Genomic DNA, 16,878 nt, shown 5'->3' on the forward strand with positions numbered 1-16,878 from the left:
AAGCGGGAATAGCTCAGTTGGTAGAGCACGACCTTGCCAAGGTCGGGGTCGCGAGTTCGAGTCTCGTTTCCCGCTCCAAATTCTTATCTCCAGAAAATCAACCACAGTGCGTTTATGCGTTGGGGTCGTTTCGTTTTGTATCTGTCATACTCTTGTGAACAGAGTTATCCACAGCTTCGGATTTTTCTACGGAATATTCAAATACTTCGCTAAGTGAATAGTTTCTTTATAACTATCTGAAATCAAAGTTTAAATTAAGATTACAAATTGTTAATGCGATCACTTGACGATTTTTTCGTTCTTGAATAGCAATGTGTTTTTATTTTTATGCACAGCCTGTGGACGATTCAGGCGTCCCGTGGAAGTCCCTTTTCGATAGCATTAACCAGTCGCCTTTGCTTTGGTGATTGCACCTCGATCACGTCGGCGTTTCGCTTCGCGATCTGCTGCGCGACGGCCCACTCAATGTGTTCATCAAGAAGTGGGTGCTCACCCCGGCGGCTTTCCAGTGCGGAAAGGGCGGCGTCACTCCAGGGCGCATTACCGAGTGCTACCGCAATATTACGCAGCCAGCGCAGATGACCAATACGACGAATGGCTGACCCTTCTGTGACTTTTAAAAACCAGGCTTCATTTCTGGCGAACAGCTCTATCAACTCGGGCGCATGAAGCGGCTTACGGGGACTGAAATCGTCTTCGTCAGTCAGCTGCGAGTAGCGATTCCATGGGCAAATCAACTGGCAGTCATCACAACCGTAGATCCGGTTGCCCATCAATGGTCGCAGTGCTTCAGGGATTACGCCTTCCAGTTCGATGGTGAGGTAGGAGATGCAACGACGCGCATCCACCGTGTAGGGGGCGACAATCGCCCCGGTCGGACAGGTGGTGATGCAGGCGACGCACTTTCCGCATCCTTCCTCCACGGGAGCATCAACCGGCAGGGGCAAATCAATCAGTAACTCACCAAGAAAGAAAAACGACCCGGCCTCACGGTTGAGGATTAGTGAGTGCTTACCTGTCCATCCCAGACCGGCTTTTTCTGCCAGCGGGCGCTCAAGTATGGGCGCAGAGTCGACAAAAGGTCTAAAATTCAGCGAGACACAGTGCTGCTGAATCCTCTCACCCAGCTTTTTGAGGCGGTTGCGTAAAAGCTTATGGTAGTCGCGGCCCAGGGCATAGCGACTTATGTAACCCTGCGAGGGATTTTTCAGCGTCCGGGCAAACGCGGCGTGGGCGGGAAGATAGTTCATGCGCACGCTGATGACGCGAAGTGTGCCAGGCAGTAGCTCATGAGGACGCGCGCGCATCATGCCGTGGCGCGCCATCCAGTCCATTTCGCCGTGGTATTGTTTGTCCAGCCACGCTTGCAGTTTGGGTTCGGACTCGCTCAGGTCAGTATCGGTAATACCGACCTGCTGAAAGCCCAGTTCCAGCCCCCACTGCTTAATATTTTGCGCTAACTGATTGAGATTGAGGGGCTCTGACATGACGGACCATACAATGAAGAAAAACCCCATCAGTATACCACACTCCATCTGGCCCGCCGATGACATCAAACGGCTGGAGCGAGAAGCTGCTGACACGCTGGGGCTCACGTTGTTCGAACTGATGTTGCGAGCGGGCGAGGCGGTGTTTGACGTGGCGCGCGAGTCCCGGCCTTATGCCCGGCGCTGGTTGGTGCTCTGCGGTCACGGTAACAATGGTGGCGATGGCTATGTGGTGGCGAGGCTGGCGAAAGCAGCAGGGATTCTGGTCACCCTGGTAGCGCTGGAAAGCGATAAGCCGCTGCCCGAGGAGGCCGCACAGGCGCGGGAAGCCTGGCTGAATGCAGGAGGTGTGATCCATTCCCCGGCGATTGCCTGGCCGGAAAATATCGACCTGATTATTGATGCGCTTCTGGGGATCGGGTTAACCCAGGCGCCGCGCGAGCCGTTGTCTGAATTAATCGAACGGGCAAACGCCCACCCTGCGCCTGTTGTCTCAATAGACATTCCTTCCGGGTTGCTGGCACAAACGGGCGCGACGCCCGGTGCGGTCATCCGGGCCGAACGCACGGTCACCTTTATCGTCCTGAAACCCGGTCTGCTGACGGGGAAAGCCCGGGATGTGACCGGGCGCCTTCATTTTAATTCGCTGGGACTGGACGACTGGTTGGCAGGGCAGGACGCGCCGATTCAACGCTTTGACGCCTCACAACTTGCGCACTGGCTCTCTCCGCGTCGTGCAACGTCGCATAAAGGCGATCACGGTCGACTGGTGGTGATCGGCGGCGATCACGGCACGGCGGGAGCGATTCGACTGGCCGGTGAAGCGGCGCTGCGCGCCGGAGCGGGGCTGGTACGCGTGCTGACGCGCAGCGAAAATATCGCCCCGCTGCTGACCGCTCGTCCCGAACTGATGGTGCATGAACTGACGCCGCAGTCCCTTGATGAAAGCCTCGCATGGGCGGATGTCATCATCATTGGCCCTGGGCTCGGGCAGGCGGAATGGGGGAAGAAAGCGCTGCAAAAAGTCGAGAATTTCCGTAAACCGATGGTCTGGGACGCCGATGCGTTGAACCTGCTGGCAATCAATCCCGATAAACGTCACAATCGCGTCATCACACCGCATCCGGGAGAAGCCGCGCGGTTACTGGGGTGTTCTGTCGCAGAAATTGAAAGTGATCGCTTACATTCTGCACAGCGTCTGGTAAAACGTTACGGAGGCGTTGCGGTGTTGAAAGGGGCGGGAACGGTGGTTGCCGCACAACCGGAGGCGTTGGGAATTGCTGATGTCGGCAACGCAGGCATGGCCAGCGGCGGCATGGGCGATGTGCTTTCCGGTATTATTGGCGCATTGCTCGGACAGAAGTTTACCCCGTATGATGCAGCCTGTGCTGGCTGCGTGGCTCACGGTGCGGCGGCCGATGTTCTGGCGGCGCGTGCCGGTATGCGCGGCATGTTGGCAACCGATCTTTTTTCCACGCTACAGCGTATTGTTAACCCTGATGTGATTGACGTTTATCATGATGAATCGAGTAATTCCGCTACCTGACGAACAGGCAACATTAGACCTGGGACAACGGGTAGCCAAGGCCTGCAACGGCGCGACCGTGATCTATCTCTACGGTGATTTAGGCGCGGGTAAAACCACCTTTAGTCGGGGATTCCTGCAGGCGTTAGGCCATTCCGGTAATGTAAAAAGTCCAACCTATACGCTGGTCGAACCCTATTCTCTCGATAACCTGATGGTCTATCACTTCGATTTGTATCGTCTTGCCGATCCCGAGGAGCTCGAATTTATGGGGATCCGCGATTATTTCGCCAACGATGCCATTTGCCTGGTGGAATGGCCACAACAGGGTAAAGGTGTACTCCCGGACCCGGATGTCGAAATACACATAGATTACCAGGCGCAAGGTCGTGAGGCGCGCATCCGTGCTGTCTCCTCATCAGGTGATTCGTTGCTGGCGCGTTTAGCCGGTTAACCTTAAAGGTGGCGGGATGATTTATCGTATCAGAAATGGGTTGGTGGCCATGCTGGTTCTGCTGTGCGCGCAGGCCGGAGCCGCCAGCCTCTCCGACATCCAGGTCTCCAACGGCGATCGACAGGCGCGTATTACGCTCAGTTTTATTGGCGATCCCGATTATGCCTTTTCCCATGAAGGCAAACGTACCGTTGCGCTGGATATTAAGCAAACGGGGGTCATTCAGGGGCTTCCGCTGATGTTTAGCGGTAATAACCTGGTGAAGACCATTCGTTCCGGCACGGCGAAAGATCCACAGTCACTACGACTGATGGTGGATTTAACCGAAAACGGGAAAACCGAGGCGGTAAAACGGCAGAATGGCGGAAACTACACGGTAGTTTTTACCATTAACGCCGATACGCCTCCGCCACCCCCCCCCGCTCCAGTCGTCGCTAAACGCGTCGAAACGCCGGTGGTGGCGCCGCGTCCGACTGAACCTGCGCGAAATCCGTTTAAAACCAGCAACGATCGCACCACCGCCGTGATCAGCAGCAATACGGCGACGCGCCCGGCGGCCAGAGCGACATCCAGCAATGGTGACAAAGTGGTGATCGCCATTGATGCCGGGCACGGTGGGCAGGATCCCGGCGCGATCGGCCCCGGCGGTACGCGAGAGAAAAATGTCACTATCGCGGTGGCCCGTAAACTGCGCACGCTGCTTAATGATGATCCGATGTTTAAAGGCGTGTTAACCCGTGACGGGGATTATTTTATCTCTGTGATGGGGCGCTCTGACGTGGCGCGTAAGCAAAACGCCAACTTCCTGGTGTCGATTCACGCCGATGCCGCGCCCAACCGCAGCGCCACCGGAGCCTCCGTGTGGGTGTTGTCGAACCGGCGCGCCAACAGTGAAATGGCGAACTGGCTTGAAGAACATGAAAAACAGTCGGAGCTGTTGGGCGGCGCGGGGGATGTGCTGGCAAACAGCCAGGCCGATCCGTACCTAAGTCAGGCGGTGCTGGATTTGCAGTTCGGCCATTCCCAACGCGTAGGGTATGATGTGGCAACCAACATGTTAGGCCAGCTCGAACGGATTGGGTCACTGCATAAACGGCGCCCTGAACATGCCAGCCTGGGCGTTCTGCGCTCGCCAGATATTCCCTCGGTGCTGGTGGAAACCGGGTTTATCAGTAATCACAGTGAAGAACGTCTGTTGGCGAGCGATGCGTATCAGCAACAACTGGCCGATGCGATTTACAAAGGGCTGCGTAACTACTTCCAGGCGCATCCGATGCAGTCGGCCCCGCAAGGAAGTGCGGCGCAAACCGCGAGCGCCGCTACGCCGGGTGAGTCGTTGATCAACTAAGGAATTTGCATGCCGATTCAGGTGTTACCGCCACAACTGGCGAACCAGATTGCCGCAGGTGAGGTGGTTGAGCGACCTGCATCGGTGGTCAAAGAGCTGGTGGAAAACAGCCTTGATGCCGGGGCAACGCGCATCGATATTGATATCGAGCGCGGCGGCGCGAAGCTGATCCGTATCCGTGACAATGGTTGCGGGATCAGGAAAGACGAACTGGCGCTGGCGCTGGCGCGGCACGCCACCAGTAAAATTGCCTCTCTTGACGATCTGGAAGCGATCATTAGCCTGGGTTTTCGCGGCGAAGCGCTGGCGAGTATCAGCTCGGTATCTCGCCTGACTCTCACGTCACGCACCGCAGAGCAACAGGAAGCCTGGCAAGCCTACGCCGAAGGGCGCGACATGGAGGTAACAGTCAAACCGGCCGCGCATCCGGTAGGCACCACGCTGGAAGTCCTCGATCTGTTCTACAACACCCCGGCCCGGCGCAAGTTTATGCGCACCGAGAAAACCGAATTCAATCATATTGACGAGATCATCCGGCGCATTGCGCTGGCGCGTTTTGATGTGACGATCAATTTGTCGCACAACGGCAAAATGGTACGTCAGTACCGCGCGGTGGCGAAAGAGGGGCCGCAAGAGCGTCGTCTGGGCGCCATTTGTGGTACGCCGTTTCTTGAGCATGCGCTGGCGATTGAGTGGCAGCATGGCGATCTGACCTTACGCGGCTGGGTCGCCGATCCCAATCACACCACGACGGCGCTGGCGGAAATACAGTACTGCTACGTCAACGGACGCATGATGCGCGACAGGTTGATCAACCACGCCATTCGTCAGGCCTGTGAAGATAAGCTGGGCGCCGATCAACAGCCCGCATTTGTGCTGTACCTTGAGATTGACCCGCATCAGGTGGATGTCAACGTGCACCCGGCCAAGCATGAAGTGCGTTTTCATCAGTCGCGCCTGGTCCATGACTTTATCTACCAGGGCGTGCTGAGCGTGCTGCAACAGCAGCTTGAATCGCCATTGCCGCTGGAAGCAGAAGGCGAACCCGCGCCCCGGCACGTTCCGGAAAACCGTGTGGCCGCAGGGCGTAACCATTTTGCTGAGCCGGCGCAGGCCCGCGAACCTACGGCACCGCGCTACGCTTCCACACCGACAGCGGGCAGCAGCGCGCCGCGCCCAACGGCGGCAAGCTGGCCGCATGCCCAACCGGGCTACCAAAAACAGCAGGGCGAAGTGTATCGCCAGCTCCTGCAAACGCCGACACCTGCGACAAAATTATCGCCTGCGCCGGAGCCAGCTGTGTCAGCACTGTCGGGACACTGTCAGAGCTTTGGCCGTGTGCTCACGATTGTGGGCAACGACTGCGCGTTGCTGGAGCGCGAAGGGAATATTCACCTGCTGGCGCTGCCCGTGGCAGAACGCTGGCTGCGTCAGGCGCAGCTTTCGCCGGGAGAGGGGCAGGTTTGCGCTCAGCCGTTGCTGATCCCGCTGCGGCTAAAAGTCTCTGCAGAGGAAAAGGCTGCGCTGGAAAATGCGCAGGGCGCACTGGTGGAATTGGGGATTGAATTTCAGGCAGATGCCCAGCATGTGACCATTCGGGCGGTGCCTTTACCCTTACGCCAACAAAATTTACAAATCTTGATTCCTGAACTGATAGGCTACCTGACGCAACAGTCAGCGCGTGAACCTGGTAATCTGGCGCAGTGGATTGCGCGTAATTTGATGAGTGAGCATACGCAGTGGACAATGGCTCAGGCCATTACCCTGTTGGCTGATGTGGAGCGGCTTTGCCCGCAGCTCGTGAAGGCGCCGCCGGGTGGTCTGTTACAACCTGTTGATTTACATACGGCGATGAATGCCCTGAAACATGAGTGATATCAGTAAGGCGAGCCTGCCAAAGGCAATTTTTGTGATGGGGCCTACGGCCTCGGGTAAAACGGCGCTAGCGATTGAATTGCGTAAAGTTTTGCCAGTAGAGTTGATAAGCGTCGATTCCGCCCTTATTTACAAAGGGATGGATATCGGGACGGCAAAGCCGGACGCTGAAGAGTTAAAGGTGGCTCCGCACCGATTGCTGGATATTCGCGATCCGTCGCAGGCGTATTCTGCTGCGGATTTCCGCCGCGATGCGTTGGCGGAGATGAGCGAGATCACTGCGGCGGGGCGTATTCCGCTGTTAGTGGGCGGTACGATGTTGTATTTCAAGGCATTGCTGGAAGGTCTTTCGCCGTTACCGTCGGCAGACCCGCAGGTCAGGGCCAGAATTGAGCAACAGGCGGCAGAGCAAGGGTGGGATGCGTTGCACCAACAGCTTCAGACAATCGATCCGGTTGCGGCTGCGCGTATTCATCCAAATGATCCGCAAAGACTTTCCCGGGCACTGGAAGTTTTTTTCATTTCGGGTAAAACTTTAACGGAACTGACGCAAACGTCAGGTGATGCTTTACCGTACCAGGTGCATCAGTTTGCCATCGCCCCAGCGAGCCGTGAGCTGTTGCATCAACGCATCGAGCAGCGTTTTCATCAGATGTTGGCTTCAGGATTTGAAGCAGAAGTTCGGGCGCTTTTTGCCCGTGGAGATTTGCATACGGACTTGCCTTCCATTCGTTGTGTGGGATACCGCCAGATGTGGTCATACCTTGAAGGCGAAATATCATACGATGAAATGGTTTATAGAGGTGTTTGCGCCACGAGGCAGTTGGCAAAGCGCCAGGTAACCTGGTTACGCGGTTGGGAAGGAGTGCACTGGCTTGACAGTGAGAAACCTGAGCAGGCGCGGAACGAAGTATTACAGGTTGTTGGTGCTATCGCGAACTGAATGTGTACAATTAAGGCGTATCGTGCGCAATTTTCAGAATCGAAAGATTCAAAGTACAAATAAGCATATAAGGAAAAGAGAGAATGGCTAAGGGGCAATCTTTACAAGATCCGTTCCTGAACGCACTGCGTCGGGAACGTGTTCCAGTTTCTATTTATTTGGTGAATGGTATTAAGCTGCAAGGTCAAATCGAGTCTTTTGATCAGTTTGTGATCCTGTTGAAAAACACGGTCAGTCAGATGGTTTATAAGCACGCGATTTCTACTGTTGTCCCGTCTCGCCCGGTTTCTCATCATAGTAACAATGCCGGTGGCGGTACCAGCAGTAACTATCATCACGGTAGCGGCGCGCAGGGTTCTGCGACGCAACAGGACAGCGAAGAGACCGAATAAGGTTTTTGGCTGTTTTACACACGGGGAGCCAGAATTTCTGCGTTCCCCGCTGATCTATATCGAGGGGTTGACGCTTGTTTGACCGTTATGACGCCGGTGAGCAGGCGGTACTGGTACACATCTATTTTTCGCAAGACAAAGATATGGAAGACCTCCAGGAGTTTGAATCTCTGGTCTCTTCCGCCGGTGTCGAAGCAATGCAGGTGATTACCGGTAGCCGTAAAGCACCGCACCCGAAGTACTTTGTTGGTGAAGGTAAAGCCGTTGAAATTGCGGAAGCCGTAAAAGCGACAGGCGCTGCCGTCGTATTATTCGATCATGCATTGAGTCCGGCCCAGGAACGTAACCTGGAGCGCCTGTGTGAGTGTCGTGTTATCGACCGCACTGGCCTTATCTTAGATATTTTTGCGCAGCGTGCACGTACCCATGAGGGGAAATTGCAGGTTGAACTGGCGCAGTTGCGCCATCTGGCTACGCGTCTTGTCCGTGGCTGGACCCACCTTGAAAGACAGAAAGGCGGGATTGGTTTGCGCGGTCCGGGTGAAACCCAACTCGAAACCGACCGCCGTTTATTGCGAAACCGTATATTGCAGATCCAGTCGCGCCTGGAAAAAGTTGAAAAGCAACGTGAGCAGGGGCGACAGTCGCGCATTAAGGCGGATGTCCCGACCGTCTCGCTGGTGGGATATACTAACGCCGGAAAATCCACCCTTTTCAATCAGATAACCGAAGCCAGGGTCTATGCGGCAGATCAACTGTTTGCGACCCTGGATCCGACGCTGCGTCGCATTGACGTGGCGGATGTCGGGGAGACCGTGCTGGCGGATACCGTTGGGTTTATCCGTCATCTTCCGCACGATCTGGTTGCGGCGTTTAAAGCGACCCTCCAGGAAACGCGTCAGGCGACACTGTTGCTGCATGTGGTTGATGCAGCGGATGTGCGCGTGCAGGAAAACATCGACGCAGTGGATACGGTTCTCGAAGAGATCGATGCTCACGAGATCCCGTCCCTGATGGTGATGAACAAGATCGATATGCTGGATGACTTTGAACCGCGTATCGACCGGGATGAAGAGAACAAACCGATTCGTGTCTGGCTTTCCGCGCAGACAGGGGTTGGGATACCACAGCTTTTTCAGGCTTTGACGGAGCGACTTTCCGGCGAGGTGGCGCAGCATACGTTGCGTTTGCCGCCGCAGGAAGGGCGTCTGAGAAGCCGTTTTTATCAGCTTCAGGCAATAGAAAAAGAGTGGATGGAGGATGACGGTAGCGTAAGTCTGCAAGTTCGCCTGCCGATCGTTGACTGGCGTCGCCTCTGTAAACAAGAACCGGCTTTGGAAGACTATGTTGTCTGATCTGACGGATATGGCCTGAAGATTTTTTCGCCTCTGTACCTTGTGGAGGTTGAGCTGCAGGAAGGCGGCAAGTCCTGAAATTCTCTGGAGCATAGTCAACTATGTGACGGGAGCTGAGGGATGTAGCCAACGCATCTGCCGCGCAAAAAACACAGGTATAGCATCGCATAACAAATATGGAGCACAAACATGGCGTGGAATCAGCCCGGTAATAACGGACAAGACCGCGACCCGTGGGGAAGCAGCAAACCAGGCGGCAACTCTGAGGGAAATGGAAACAAAGGTGGTCGCGAGCAGGGGCCACCTGATCTCGATGACATCTTTCGCAAGCTGAGTAAAAAACTCGGTGGACTGGGAGGCGGTAAAGGTACTGGCTCTGGTGGCGGAAGCTCATCACAAGGCCCGCGCCCGCATCTGGGCGGACGTGTCGTCTCCATCGCGGCGGCAGCTATCGTCATTATCTGGGCGGCGAGCGGTTTCTACACCATCAAAGAAGCAGAGCGCGGCGTGGTGACACGCTTTGGTAAGTTCAGCCATCTGGTTGAACCGGGCCTGAACTGGAAGCCGACGTTTATCGACGAGGTGACGCCGGTGAACGTGGAAGCCGTCCGCGAACTGGCCGCTTCCGGTGTGATGCTGACGTCAGATGAGAACGTGGTGCGCGTTGAGATGAACGTGCAGTACCGCATCACCGATCCGCAAAAATATCTGTTTAGCGTAACCAGCGCGGATGACAGTCTGCGTCAGGCGACCGACAGTGCCCTGCGCGGCGTGATCGGTAAATACACCATGGACCGTATCCTGACCGAAGGGCGTACCGTTATTCGTAGCGATACCCAGCGTGAATTGGAAGAGACCATTCGTCCGTATAACATGGGTATTACCCTGCTGGACGTCAACTTCCAGGCTGCACGTCCGCCGGAAGAGGTGAAAGCGGCGTTTGACGATGCCATTGCTGCCCGTGAGAACGAACAGCAGTACATCCGTGAAGCGGAAGCGTATACCAACGAAGTTCAGCCGCGTGCGAACGGTCAGGCACAGCGTATCCTTGAAGAGGCGCGTGCTTACAGAACGCAAACCATCCTGGAAGCGCAGGGTGAAGTGGCGCGCTTCGCGAAAATTCTTCCGGAATATAAAGCGGCGCCAGAGATTACCCGCGAGCGTCTGTATATCGAGACGATGGAAAAAGTGTTGAGCCATACCCGTAAAGTGTTGGTTAACGACAAAGGTGGCAATCTGATGGTTCTGCCATTGGATCAGATGCTGAAAGGCGCGAGCGCGCCGGCGGCAAAGAGCGATAGCGGTTCGAACCTGCTGCGTCTGCCCTCCACGTCATCTTCCAGCAGCAGCGGAGCAAGCAACACCTCGTCCACCAGTCAGGGCGATATTATGGACCAACGCCGCGCTAACGCGCAGCGTAACGACTACCAGCGTCAGGGGGAATAACGATGCGTAAGTCAGTTATTGCGATTATCATCATCGTGCTGGTAGTGCTGTACACCTCAATTTTCGTGGTGAAAGAAGGCGAGCGCGGAATTAAGTTCCAGTTCAGCAGCGTCGTGCGTGATGCCGACAAAAAACCATTGATTTATGAGCCGGGTCTGCACTTTAAGGTACCGTTTATTCAGTCGGTGAAAATGCTCGACGCGCGTATCCAGACGATGGATAACCAGGCCGATCGCTTTGTCACCAAAGAGAAGAAAGACCTGATTGTCGACTCTTACATCAAATGGCGCATCAGCGATTTCAGCCGTTACTTCCTGGCGACAGGCGGCGGCGATATTTCTCAGGCTGAAGTTCTGTTGAAACGTAAGTTCTCTGACCGTTTGCGTTCTGAGATTGGTCGTCTGGATGTGAAAGACATCGTGACCGACTCCCGTGGTCGTCTGACCCTGGAAGTGCGTGACGCCCTGAACTCTGGCTCTGCCGGAACCGAAGACGAAGTGGCGACCCCGGCAGCGGATAACGCGATTGCCGAAGCCGCTGAACGTGTTCAGGCTGAAACCAACGGCAATGTGCCGGTGATCAACCCGAACAGTATGGCCGCATTGGGTATCGAAGTGGTCGACGTGCGGATCAAGCAGATCAACCTGCCGACCGAAGTGTCTGAAGCGATCTATAACCGTATGCGCGCTGAGCGTGAAGCGGTAGCGCGTCGTCACCGTTCACAAGGTCAGGAAGAAGCGGAAAAACTGCGCGCGACAGCCGACTATGAAGTGACCAAAACGCTGGCGGAAGCTGAGCGTCAGGGGCGTATCATGCGCGGTGAAGGGGATGCAGAAGCGGCGAAGCTGTTTGCCGATGCGTTCAGCCAGGATCCTGACTTCTACGCCTTTATTCGTAGCCTGCGTGCTTACGAGAAGAGCTTCGAAGGCAATCAGGATGTCATGGTCATGAGCCCGGACAGCGATTTCTTCCGCTACATGAAGACACCGAATACCGCAACGCGATAATATCGTCGCAACGGTTTTAGGTTAGACGCATAAAACCACCGCATCCCTGAGGATGCCGGTGGTTTTCTTTTTATAAAGGACGTCCGATGAACTCAACAATCTGGCTCGCGCTTGCGCTGGTTTTAGTGCTTGAAGGTTTAGGTCCGATGCTTTACCCGCGAGCATGGAAGAAGATGATTTCTGCCATGACGCAGTTGCCTGAAAATACTTTACGTCGTTTTGGTGGTGGACTTGTGGTTGCGGGCATTGTGGTCTACTACATGTTGAGGAAAACGATTGGCTGATCAAAAAACGTGCGAATTTAGCTAATTTTTGCATGCAAAAAGTGCTGTATATCTGAAAAAGCGATGGTAGAATCCATTTTTAAGCAAACGGTGATTTTGAAAAATGGGTAACAACGTCGTCGTACTGGGCACCCAATGGGGTGACGAAGGTAAAGGAAAGATCGTCGATCTTCTGACTGAACGGGCTAAATATGTTGTACGCTACCAGGGCGGTCACAACGCAGGCCATACTCTCGTAATCAACGGTGAAAAAACCGTCCTCCATCTTATTCCATCAGGTATTCTCCGCGAGAACGTCATCAGCATCATCGGTAACGGTGTTGTGCTGTCTCCGGCTGCGCTGATGAAAGAGATGAAAGGACTGGAAGATCGTGGTGTTCCTGTTCGCGAGCGTCTGCTGTTGTCTGAAGCATGCCCGCTGATTCTGGACTACCACGTTGCGCTGGATAACGCGCGTGAGAAAGCACGTGGCGCGAAAGCGATCGGGACTACCGGTCGTGGTATCGGGCCGGCTTACGAAGACAAAGTCGCCCGTCGCGGTCTGCGCGTTGGCGATCTGTTCGACAAAGCCACCTTCGCTGAAAAACTGAAAGAAGTGATGGAATATCACAACTTCCAGCTGGTTAACTTCTACAAAGTTGACGCGGTTGACTACCAGAAAGTGCTGGATGATGTGATGGCGATTGCCGACATCCTGACCTCGATGGTTGTTGATGTGTCCGATCTGCTGGACCAGGCGCGCAAGCGTGGCGATTTCGTCATGTTCGAAGGCGCGCAGGGTACGCTGCTGGATATTGACCACGGTACCTATCCGTACGTAACGTCCTCTAACACCACTGCGGGTGGTGTGGCAACAGGTTCTGGCCTGGGGCCGCGTTATGTGGATTACGTGCTGGGTATCATCAAGGCTTACTCCACGCGTGTGGGTGCGGGTCCGTTCCCGACTGAGCTGTTTGATGACATCGGTGAGTTCCTGTGCAAACAGGGTAACGAATACGGTGCTACCACGGGGCGTCGTCGTCGTACTGGCTGGCTGGACTCCGTTGCTGTGCGTCGTGCAGTACAGATCAACTCCCTGTCGGGCTTCTGCCTGACCAAACTGGACGTACTGGACGGTTTGAAAGAGGTGAAAATCTGTGTCGCTTATCGTATGCCGGATGGCCGTGAAGTGACCACAACACCGCTGGCGGCTGACGATTGGGAAGGTATCGAGCCGATTTACGAAACCATGCCGGGCTGGTCTGAGTCCACCTTCGGCGTGAAAGAGCGTAGCGGTTTGCCACAGGCAGCGCTGAACTACATTAAGCGTATCGAAGAACTGACCGGTGTACCGATTGATATTATTTCGACTGGCCCGGATCGTACTGAGACCATGATTCTGCGTGACCCGTTCGACGCATAATTTTGGTTCGTGGCGCAGTGCCTGATGGTGCTGCGCTTATCAGGCCTACAAAGTGTAGTTAGCCGGACAAGATGCCAGGCGTCGTCATCCGGCTTAATCGTGCGTTAAATCCTCGCTTTTTTCCTTCCGAACTGAAATAAATTAGCGGCCTGGCTAGTGGCTGGTTTATCATCAATATAAATAAGATGTATCCCGATTCCCCCTTTTCCCTGAGGTTGATGTGCAGTTAACGAGTTTCACCGATTACGGACTACGAGCGCTAATCTATATGGCATCACTCCCGGAAGGTCGCATGACCAGTATTTCGGAAGTGACAGACGTCTATGGCGTTTCCCGTAATCATATGGTCAAAATAATCAATCAACTTAGTCGGGCGGGCTTTGTAACTGCTATTCGGGGAAAAAATGGCGGGATCCGTTTAGGCAAAGCCGCGAATACCATTCGAATTGGCGATGTCGTGCGCGAACTCGAACCGCTGTCGCTGGTGAATTGTAGCAGTGAGTTTTGCCATATCACCCCTGCCTGTCGACTCAAACAGGCGCTTTCTAAGGCCGTGCAAAGTTTTCTAACGGAGCTGGATAACTACACGCTGGCCGATTTGGTTGAAGAGAATCAACCGCTTTATAAATTATTGCTGGTGGAATAGTTAAGTCCAAAGCATTTCGCGTCGTATCGCGGCGGCAACTGAGTGACAAATTCGTCAGGAACGAATTTGAACAGCCGCAGGCTGGCCTTCGGTGAGAGACAGGGATGTCTCTCATAAATCCCCAGGAGCTTACAAAAGTAAGCGACTGGGGAGAGCAAAGGCAGCCAACAAAGAGACGGCGTGAAAGACGACGGAATTCCACCGGAGCTGACAATGGAGGAACCTCAATGTCACAAGATCCTTTCCAGGAACGCGAAGCTGAAAAGTACGAAAATCCTATCCCAAGCCGGGAATTTATCCTCGAACATTTAACTAAACGCGAAAAACCGGCCAGCCGCGATGAGCTGGCTGTGGAACTGAACATAAAAGGCGAAGAGCAGCAGGAAGCCCTGCGTCGCCGCCTGCGCGCGATGGAGCGTGACGGACAACTGGTCTTCACCCGTCGGCAGTGTTATGCGCTGCCGGAACGCCTCGATCTGCTGAAAGGTACCGTTATTGGCCACCGTGATGGCTACGGCTTTCTGCGCGTCGAAGGGCGTAAAGACGATTTGTATCTCTCCAGCGAGCAGATGAAAACCTGCATTCATGGCGATCAGGTATTGGCGCAACCGCTGGGCGCGGATCGTAAAGGCCGCCGTGAAGCGCGTATTGTGCGCGTTCTGGTGCCAAAAACCAGCCAGATTGTCGGTCGTTACTTTACTGAAGCGGGCGTGGGTTTTGTAGTTCCTGACGACAGCCGTCTGAGCTTCGATATTCTGATCCCGCCTGAAGATATCATGGGCGCGCGCATGGGCTTTGTGGTGGTGGTTGAACTCACCCAGCGCCCGACCCGCCGCACCAAAGCGGTAGGGAAAATCGTCGAAGTGCTGGGCGACAACATGGGAACCGGTATGGCCGTCGATATGGCGCTGCGAACCCATGAAATCCCGTATATCTGGCCAGCCGCCGTTGAGAAACAAGTTGCCGGTCTGAAAGAAGAGGTGCCTGAAGAGGCAAAAGTCGGGCGTGTGGATTTACGCGATTTGCCGCTGGTCACCATCGACGGCGAAGATGCCCGCGACTTTGATGATGCGGTCTATTGCGAGAAGAAACGCGGTGGCGGCTGGCGTTTGTGGGTGGCGATTGCTGACGTGAGCTATTACGTGCGTCCGCCGACGCCGCTGGATCAGGAAGCGCGTAATCGCGGGACGTCCGTGTACTTCCCGTCGCAGGTGGTACCGATGCTACCGGAAGTGCTCTCCAACGGCCTGTGCTCACTGAACCCGCAGGTTGACCGCCTGTGCATGGTCTGCGAAATGACCATCTCTACCAAAGGCCGTCTGACGGGATATAAATTCTACGAAGCGGTGATGAGCTCACATGCGCGTCTGACCTACACCAAGGTCTGGCACATGTTGCAGGGCGATCAGGAGTTGCGCGAGCAGTATGCGCCGCTGGTTAAGCATATCGAAGAGCTACACAACCTCTACAAAGTGTTGGATAAAGCCCGTGAAGAGCGCGGCGGCATCTCGTTTGAGAGTGAAGAAGCGAAGTTCATTTTCAACGCGGAACGCCGTATTGAGCGAATTGAGCAGACCCAGCGTAACGATGCGCACAAGCTGATCGAAGAGTGCATGATTCTGGCGAACATCTCGGCGGCGCGTTTCGTTGAGAAAGCTCAGGAGCCTGCGCTGTTCCGTATACACGACAAACCGACGACTGAGGCGATCACTTCCTTCCGTTCTGTTCTGGCGGAGCTGGGGCTGGAACTGCCTGGCGGTAATAAGCCGGAGCCGCGCGATTACGCGGAACTGCTGGAATCGGTTGCCGATCGCCCTGACGCCGAAATGCTGCAAACGATGCTGCTGCGTTCGATGAAGCAGGCGATTTACGATCCGGAAAACCGCGGTCACTTTGGTCTGGCGCTACAGTCGTATGCGCACTTTACCTCGCCGATCCGTCGTTACCCGGATCTCTCCCTGCACCGCGCCATTAAGTATCTGTTGGCGAAAGAGCAGGGCCATAAAGGTAACACCACCGAAACGGGTGGCTACCATTATTCGATGGAAGAGATGCTGCAACTGGGTCAGCACTGTTCGATGGCTGAGCGCCGTGCGGATGAAGCAACCCGTGACGTCGCTGACTGGCTGAAGTGCGACTTCATGCTGGATCAGGTCGGCAACGTCTTTAAAGGCGTGATTGCCAGCGTCACCGGCTTTGGCTTCTTTGTGCGTCTGGACGAACTGTTCATCGATGGCCTGGTCCACGTCTCCTCGCTGGATAACGACTACTATCGTTTTGACCAGGTTGGGCAGCGCCTGACCGGCGAATCCAGCGGCCAGACTTATCGTCTTGGCGATCGCGTGGAAGTGAAAGTCGAAGCTGTAAATATGGATGAGCGCAAGATTGATTTCAGCCTGATTTCCAGCGAGCGTGCGCCGCGTAACGAAGGTAAAACGGCGCGTGAAAGAGCGAAGAAAGGCGATGCGGGTAAAAAAACCGGCCGCCGTCGTCAGGTTGGTAAGAAAGCCAATTTTGAGCCTGACAGCGCTTTCCGTGGCGAGAAGAAACAAAAACCAAAGGCGGCGAAGAAAGAGGCCAGAAAAGCGAAAAAGCCTTCTGAGAAAACGCAAAAAATAGCGGCGGCGACAAAAGCAAAGCGTGCCGCTAAAAAGAAAACGGCACAGTAAGCCGGACAGTGTAAGCCGGGGAAGCATTGCGTCACCCGGCATGAT

General features: G+C 54.9%; 14 protein-coding genes and 1 tRNA gene. 14 read left to right on the plus strand and 1 reads right to left on the minus strand.

The window, feature by feature from the left end:
* The first annotated feature begins 2 nt into the window (after nt 1-2).
* Nucleotides 3-78: transfer RNA gene (locus tag OGW13_RS15375), tRNA-Gly, on the plus strand.
* Nucleotides 79-347: 269 nt separating this feature from the next.
* Here OGW13_RS15375 and queG read toward each other — a convergent pair.
* Nucleotides 348-1,487, minus strand: a complete 1,140-nt coding sequence (gene queG / locus OGW13_RS15380; RefSeq protein WP_192502119.1) for a tRNA epoxyqueuosine(34) reductase QueG — start codon at nt 1,485-1,487, stop codon at nt 348-350.
* On the opposite strand from queG, the gene nnr reads away from it, so the two are divergent.
* The 13 genes from nnr (at nt 1,486) to rnr (ending at nt 16,833) form a co-directional block, all read left to right on the plus strand.
* The gene (gene nnr, locus OGW13_RS15385) at nt 1,486-3,033 is read left to right on the plus strand and encodes a bifunctional ADP-dependent NAD(P)H-hydrate dehydratase/NAD(P)H-hydrate epimerase (RefSeq protein WP_192502120.1); all 1,548 of its coding nucleotides are present in this window, start codon (nt 1,486-1,488) and stop codon (nt 3,031-3,033) included. The two genes, queG and nnr, sit on opposite strands and share 2 nt — an antisense overlap.
* Nucleotides 3,005-3,466 (plus strand): tRNA (adenosine(37)-N6)-threonylcarbamoyltransferase complex ATPase subunit type 1 TsaE, encoded by a 462-nt coding sequence (gene tsaE / locus OGW13_RS15390; RefSeq protein ID WP_042999180.1) that lies wholly within the window; start codon nt 3,005-3,007, stop codon nt 3,464-3,466. Before nnr ends, tsaE begins: the two co-directional genes overlap by 29 nt.
* A gap of 16 nt (nt 3,467-3,482) precedes the next feature.
* Nucleotides 3,483-4,814 carry an N-acetylmuramoyl-L-alanine amidase AmiB gene (gene amiB / locus OGW13_RS15395; RefSeq protein WP_044257230.1) on the plus strand — a complete coding sequence of 444 codons (1,332 nt, stop codon included), beginning with the start codon at nt 3,483-3,485 and terminating at the stop codon, nt 4,812-4,814.
* Nucleotides 4,815-4,823: 9 nt separating this feature from the next.
* Nucleotides 4,824-6,689, plus strand: coding sequence for a DNA mismatch repair endonuclease MutL (gene mutL / locus OGW13_RS15400; RefSeq protein ID WP_287116262.1), 1,866 nt, complete (start codon nt 4,824-4,826; stop codon nt 6,687-6,689).
* Nucleotides 6,682-7,632 carry a tRNA (adenosine(37)-N6)-dimethylallyltransferase MiaA gene (gene miaA, locus OGW13_RS15405; protein WP_109739541.1) on the plus strand — a complete coding sequence of 317 codons (951 nt, stop codon included), beginning with the start codon at nt 6,682-6,684 and terminating at the stop codon, nt 7,630-7,632. The genes mutL and miaA overlap by 8 nt, the downstream gene beginning before the upstream one ends.
* Before the next feature lie 83 nt (nt 7,633-7,715).
* Nucleotides 7,716-8,024, plus strand: coding sequence for an RNA chaperone Hfq (hfq, locus tag OGW13_RS15410; RefSeq protein WP_042999184.1), 309 nt, complete (start codon nt 7,716-7,718; stop codon nt 8,022-8,024).
* Nucleotides 8,025-8,098: 74 nt separating this feature from the next.
* The gene (gene hflX / locus OGW13_RS15415; protein WP_042321426.1) at nt 8,099-9,379 is read left to right on the plus strand and encodes a ribosome rescue GTPase HflX; all 1,281 of its coding nucleotides are present in this window, start codon (nt 8,099-8,101) and stop codon (nt 9,377-9,379) included.
* 189 nt (nt 9,380-9,568) lie between these two features.
* Nucleotides 9,569-10,825: an FtsH protease activity modulator HflK gene (gene hflK / locus OGW13_RS15420; protein WP_042999185.1), complete on the plus strand. Its 1,257-nt coding sequence runs from the start codon at nt 9,569-9,571 to the stop codon at nt 10,823-10,825.
* Nucleotides 10,826-10,827: 2 nt separating this feature from the next.
* Nucleotides 10,828-11,832: a protease modulator HflC gene (gene hflC / locus OGW13_RS15425; protein WP_042321433.1), complete on the plus strand. Its 1,005-nt coding sequence runs from the start codon at nt 10,828-10,830 to the stop codon at nt 11,830-11,832.
* 86 nt (nt 11,833-11,918) lie between these two features.
* Nucleotides 11,919-12,116 carry a DUF2065 domain-containing protein gene (locus OGW13_RS15430; RefSeq protein WP_042321436.1) on the plus strand — a complete coding sequence of 66 codons (198 nt, stop codon included), beginning with the start codon at nt 11,919-11,921 and terminating at the stop codon, nt 12,114-12,116.
* A gap of 103 nt (nt 12,117-12,219) precedes the next feature.
* On the plus strand, nt 12,220-13,518 hold the full coding sequence (gene purA / locus OGW13_RS15435) for an adenylosuccinate synthase (RefSeq protein WP_042321439.1): 1,299 nt from the start codon (nt 12,220-12,222) through the stop codon (nt 13,516-13,518).
* A 220-nt stretch (nt 13,519-13,738) separates the two neighbouring features.
* Nucleotides 13,739-14,164 (plus strand): nitric oxide-sensing transcriptional repressor NsrR, encoded by a 426-nt coding sequence (nsrR, locus tag OGW13_RS15440; protein ID WP_042321442.1) that lies wholly within the window; start codon nt 13,739-13,741, stop codon nt 14,162-14,164.
* 227 nt (nt 14,165-14,391) lie between these two features.
* On the plus strand, nt 14,392-16,833 hold the full coding sequence (gene rnr / locus OGW13_RS15445) for a ribonuclease R (RefSeq protein WP_044257223.1): 2,442 nt from the start codon (nt 14,392-14,394) through the stop codon (nt 16,831-16,833).
* Nucleotides 16,834-16,878 lie beyond the last annotated feature (45 nt).

Source organism: Citrobacter sp. Ca225, from assembly GCF_030337175.1.
Classification (GTDB): Bacteria; Pseudomonadota; Gammaproteobacteria; order Enterobacterales; family Enterobacteriaceae; genus Citrobacter_A; species Citrobacter_A amalonaticus.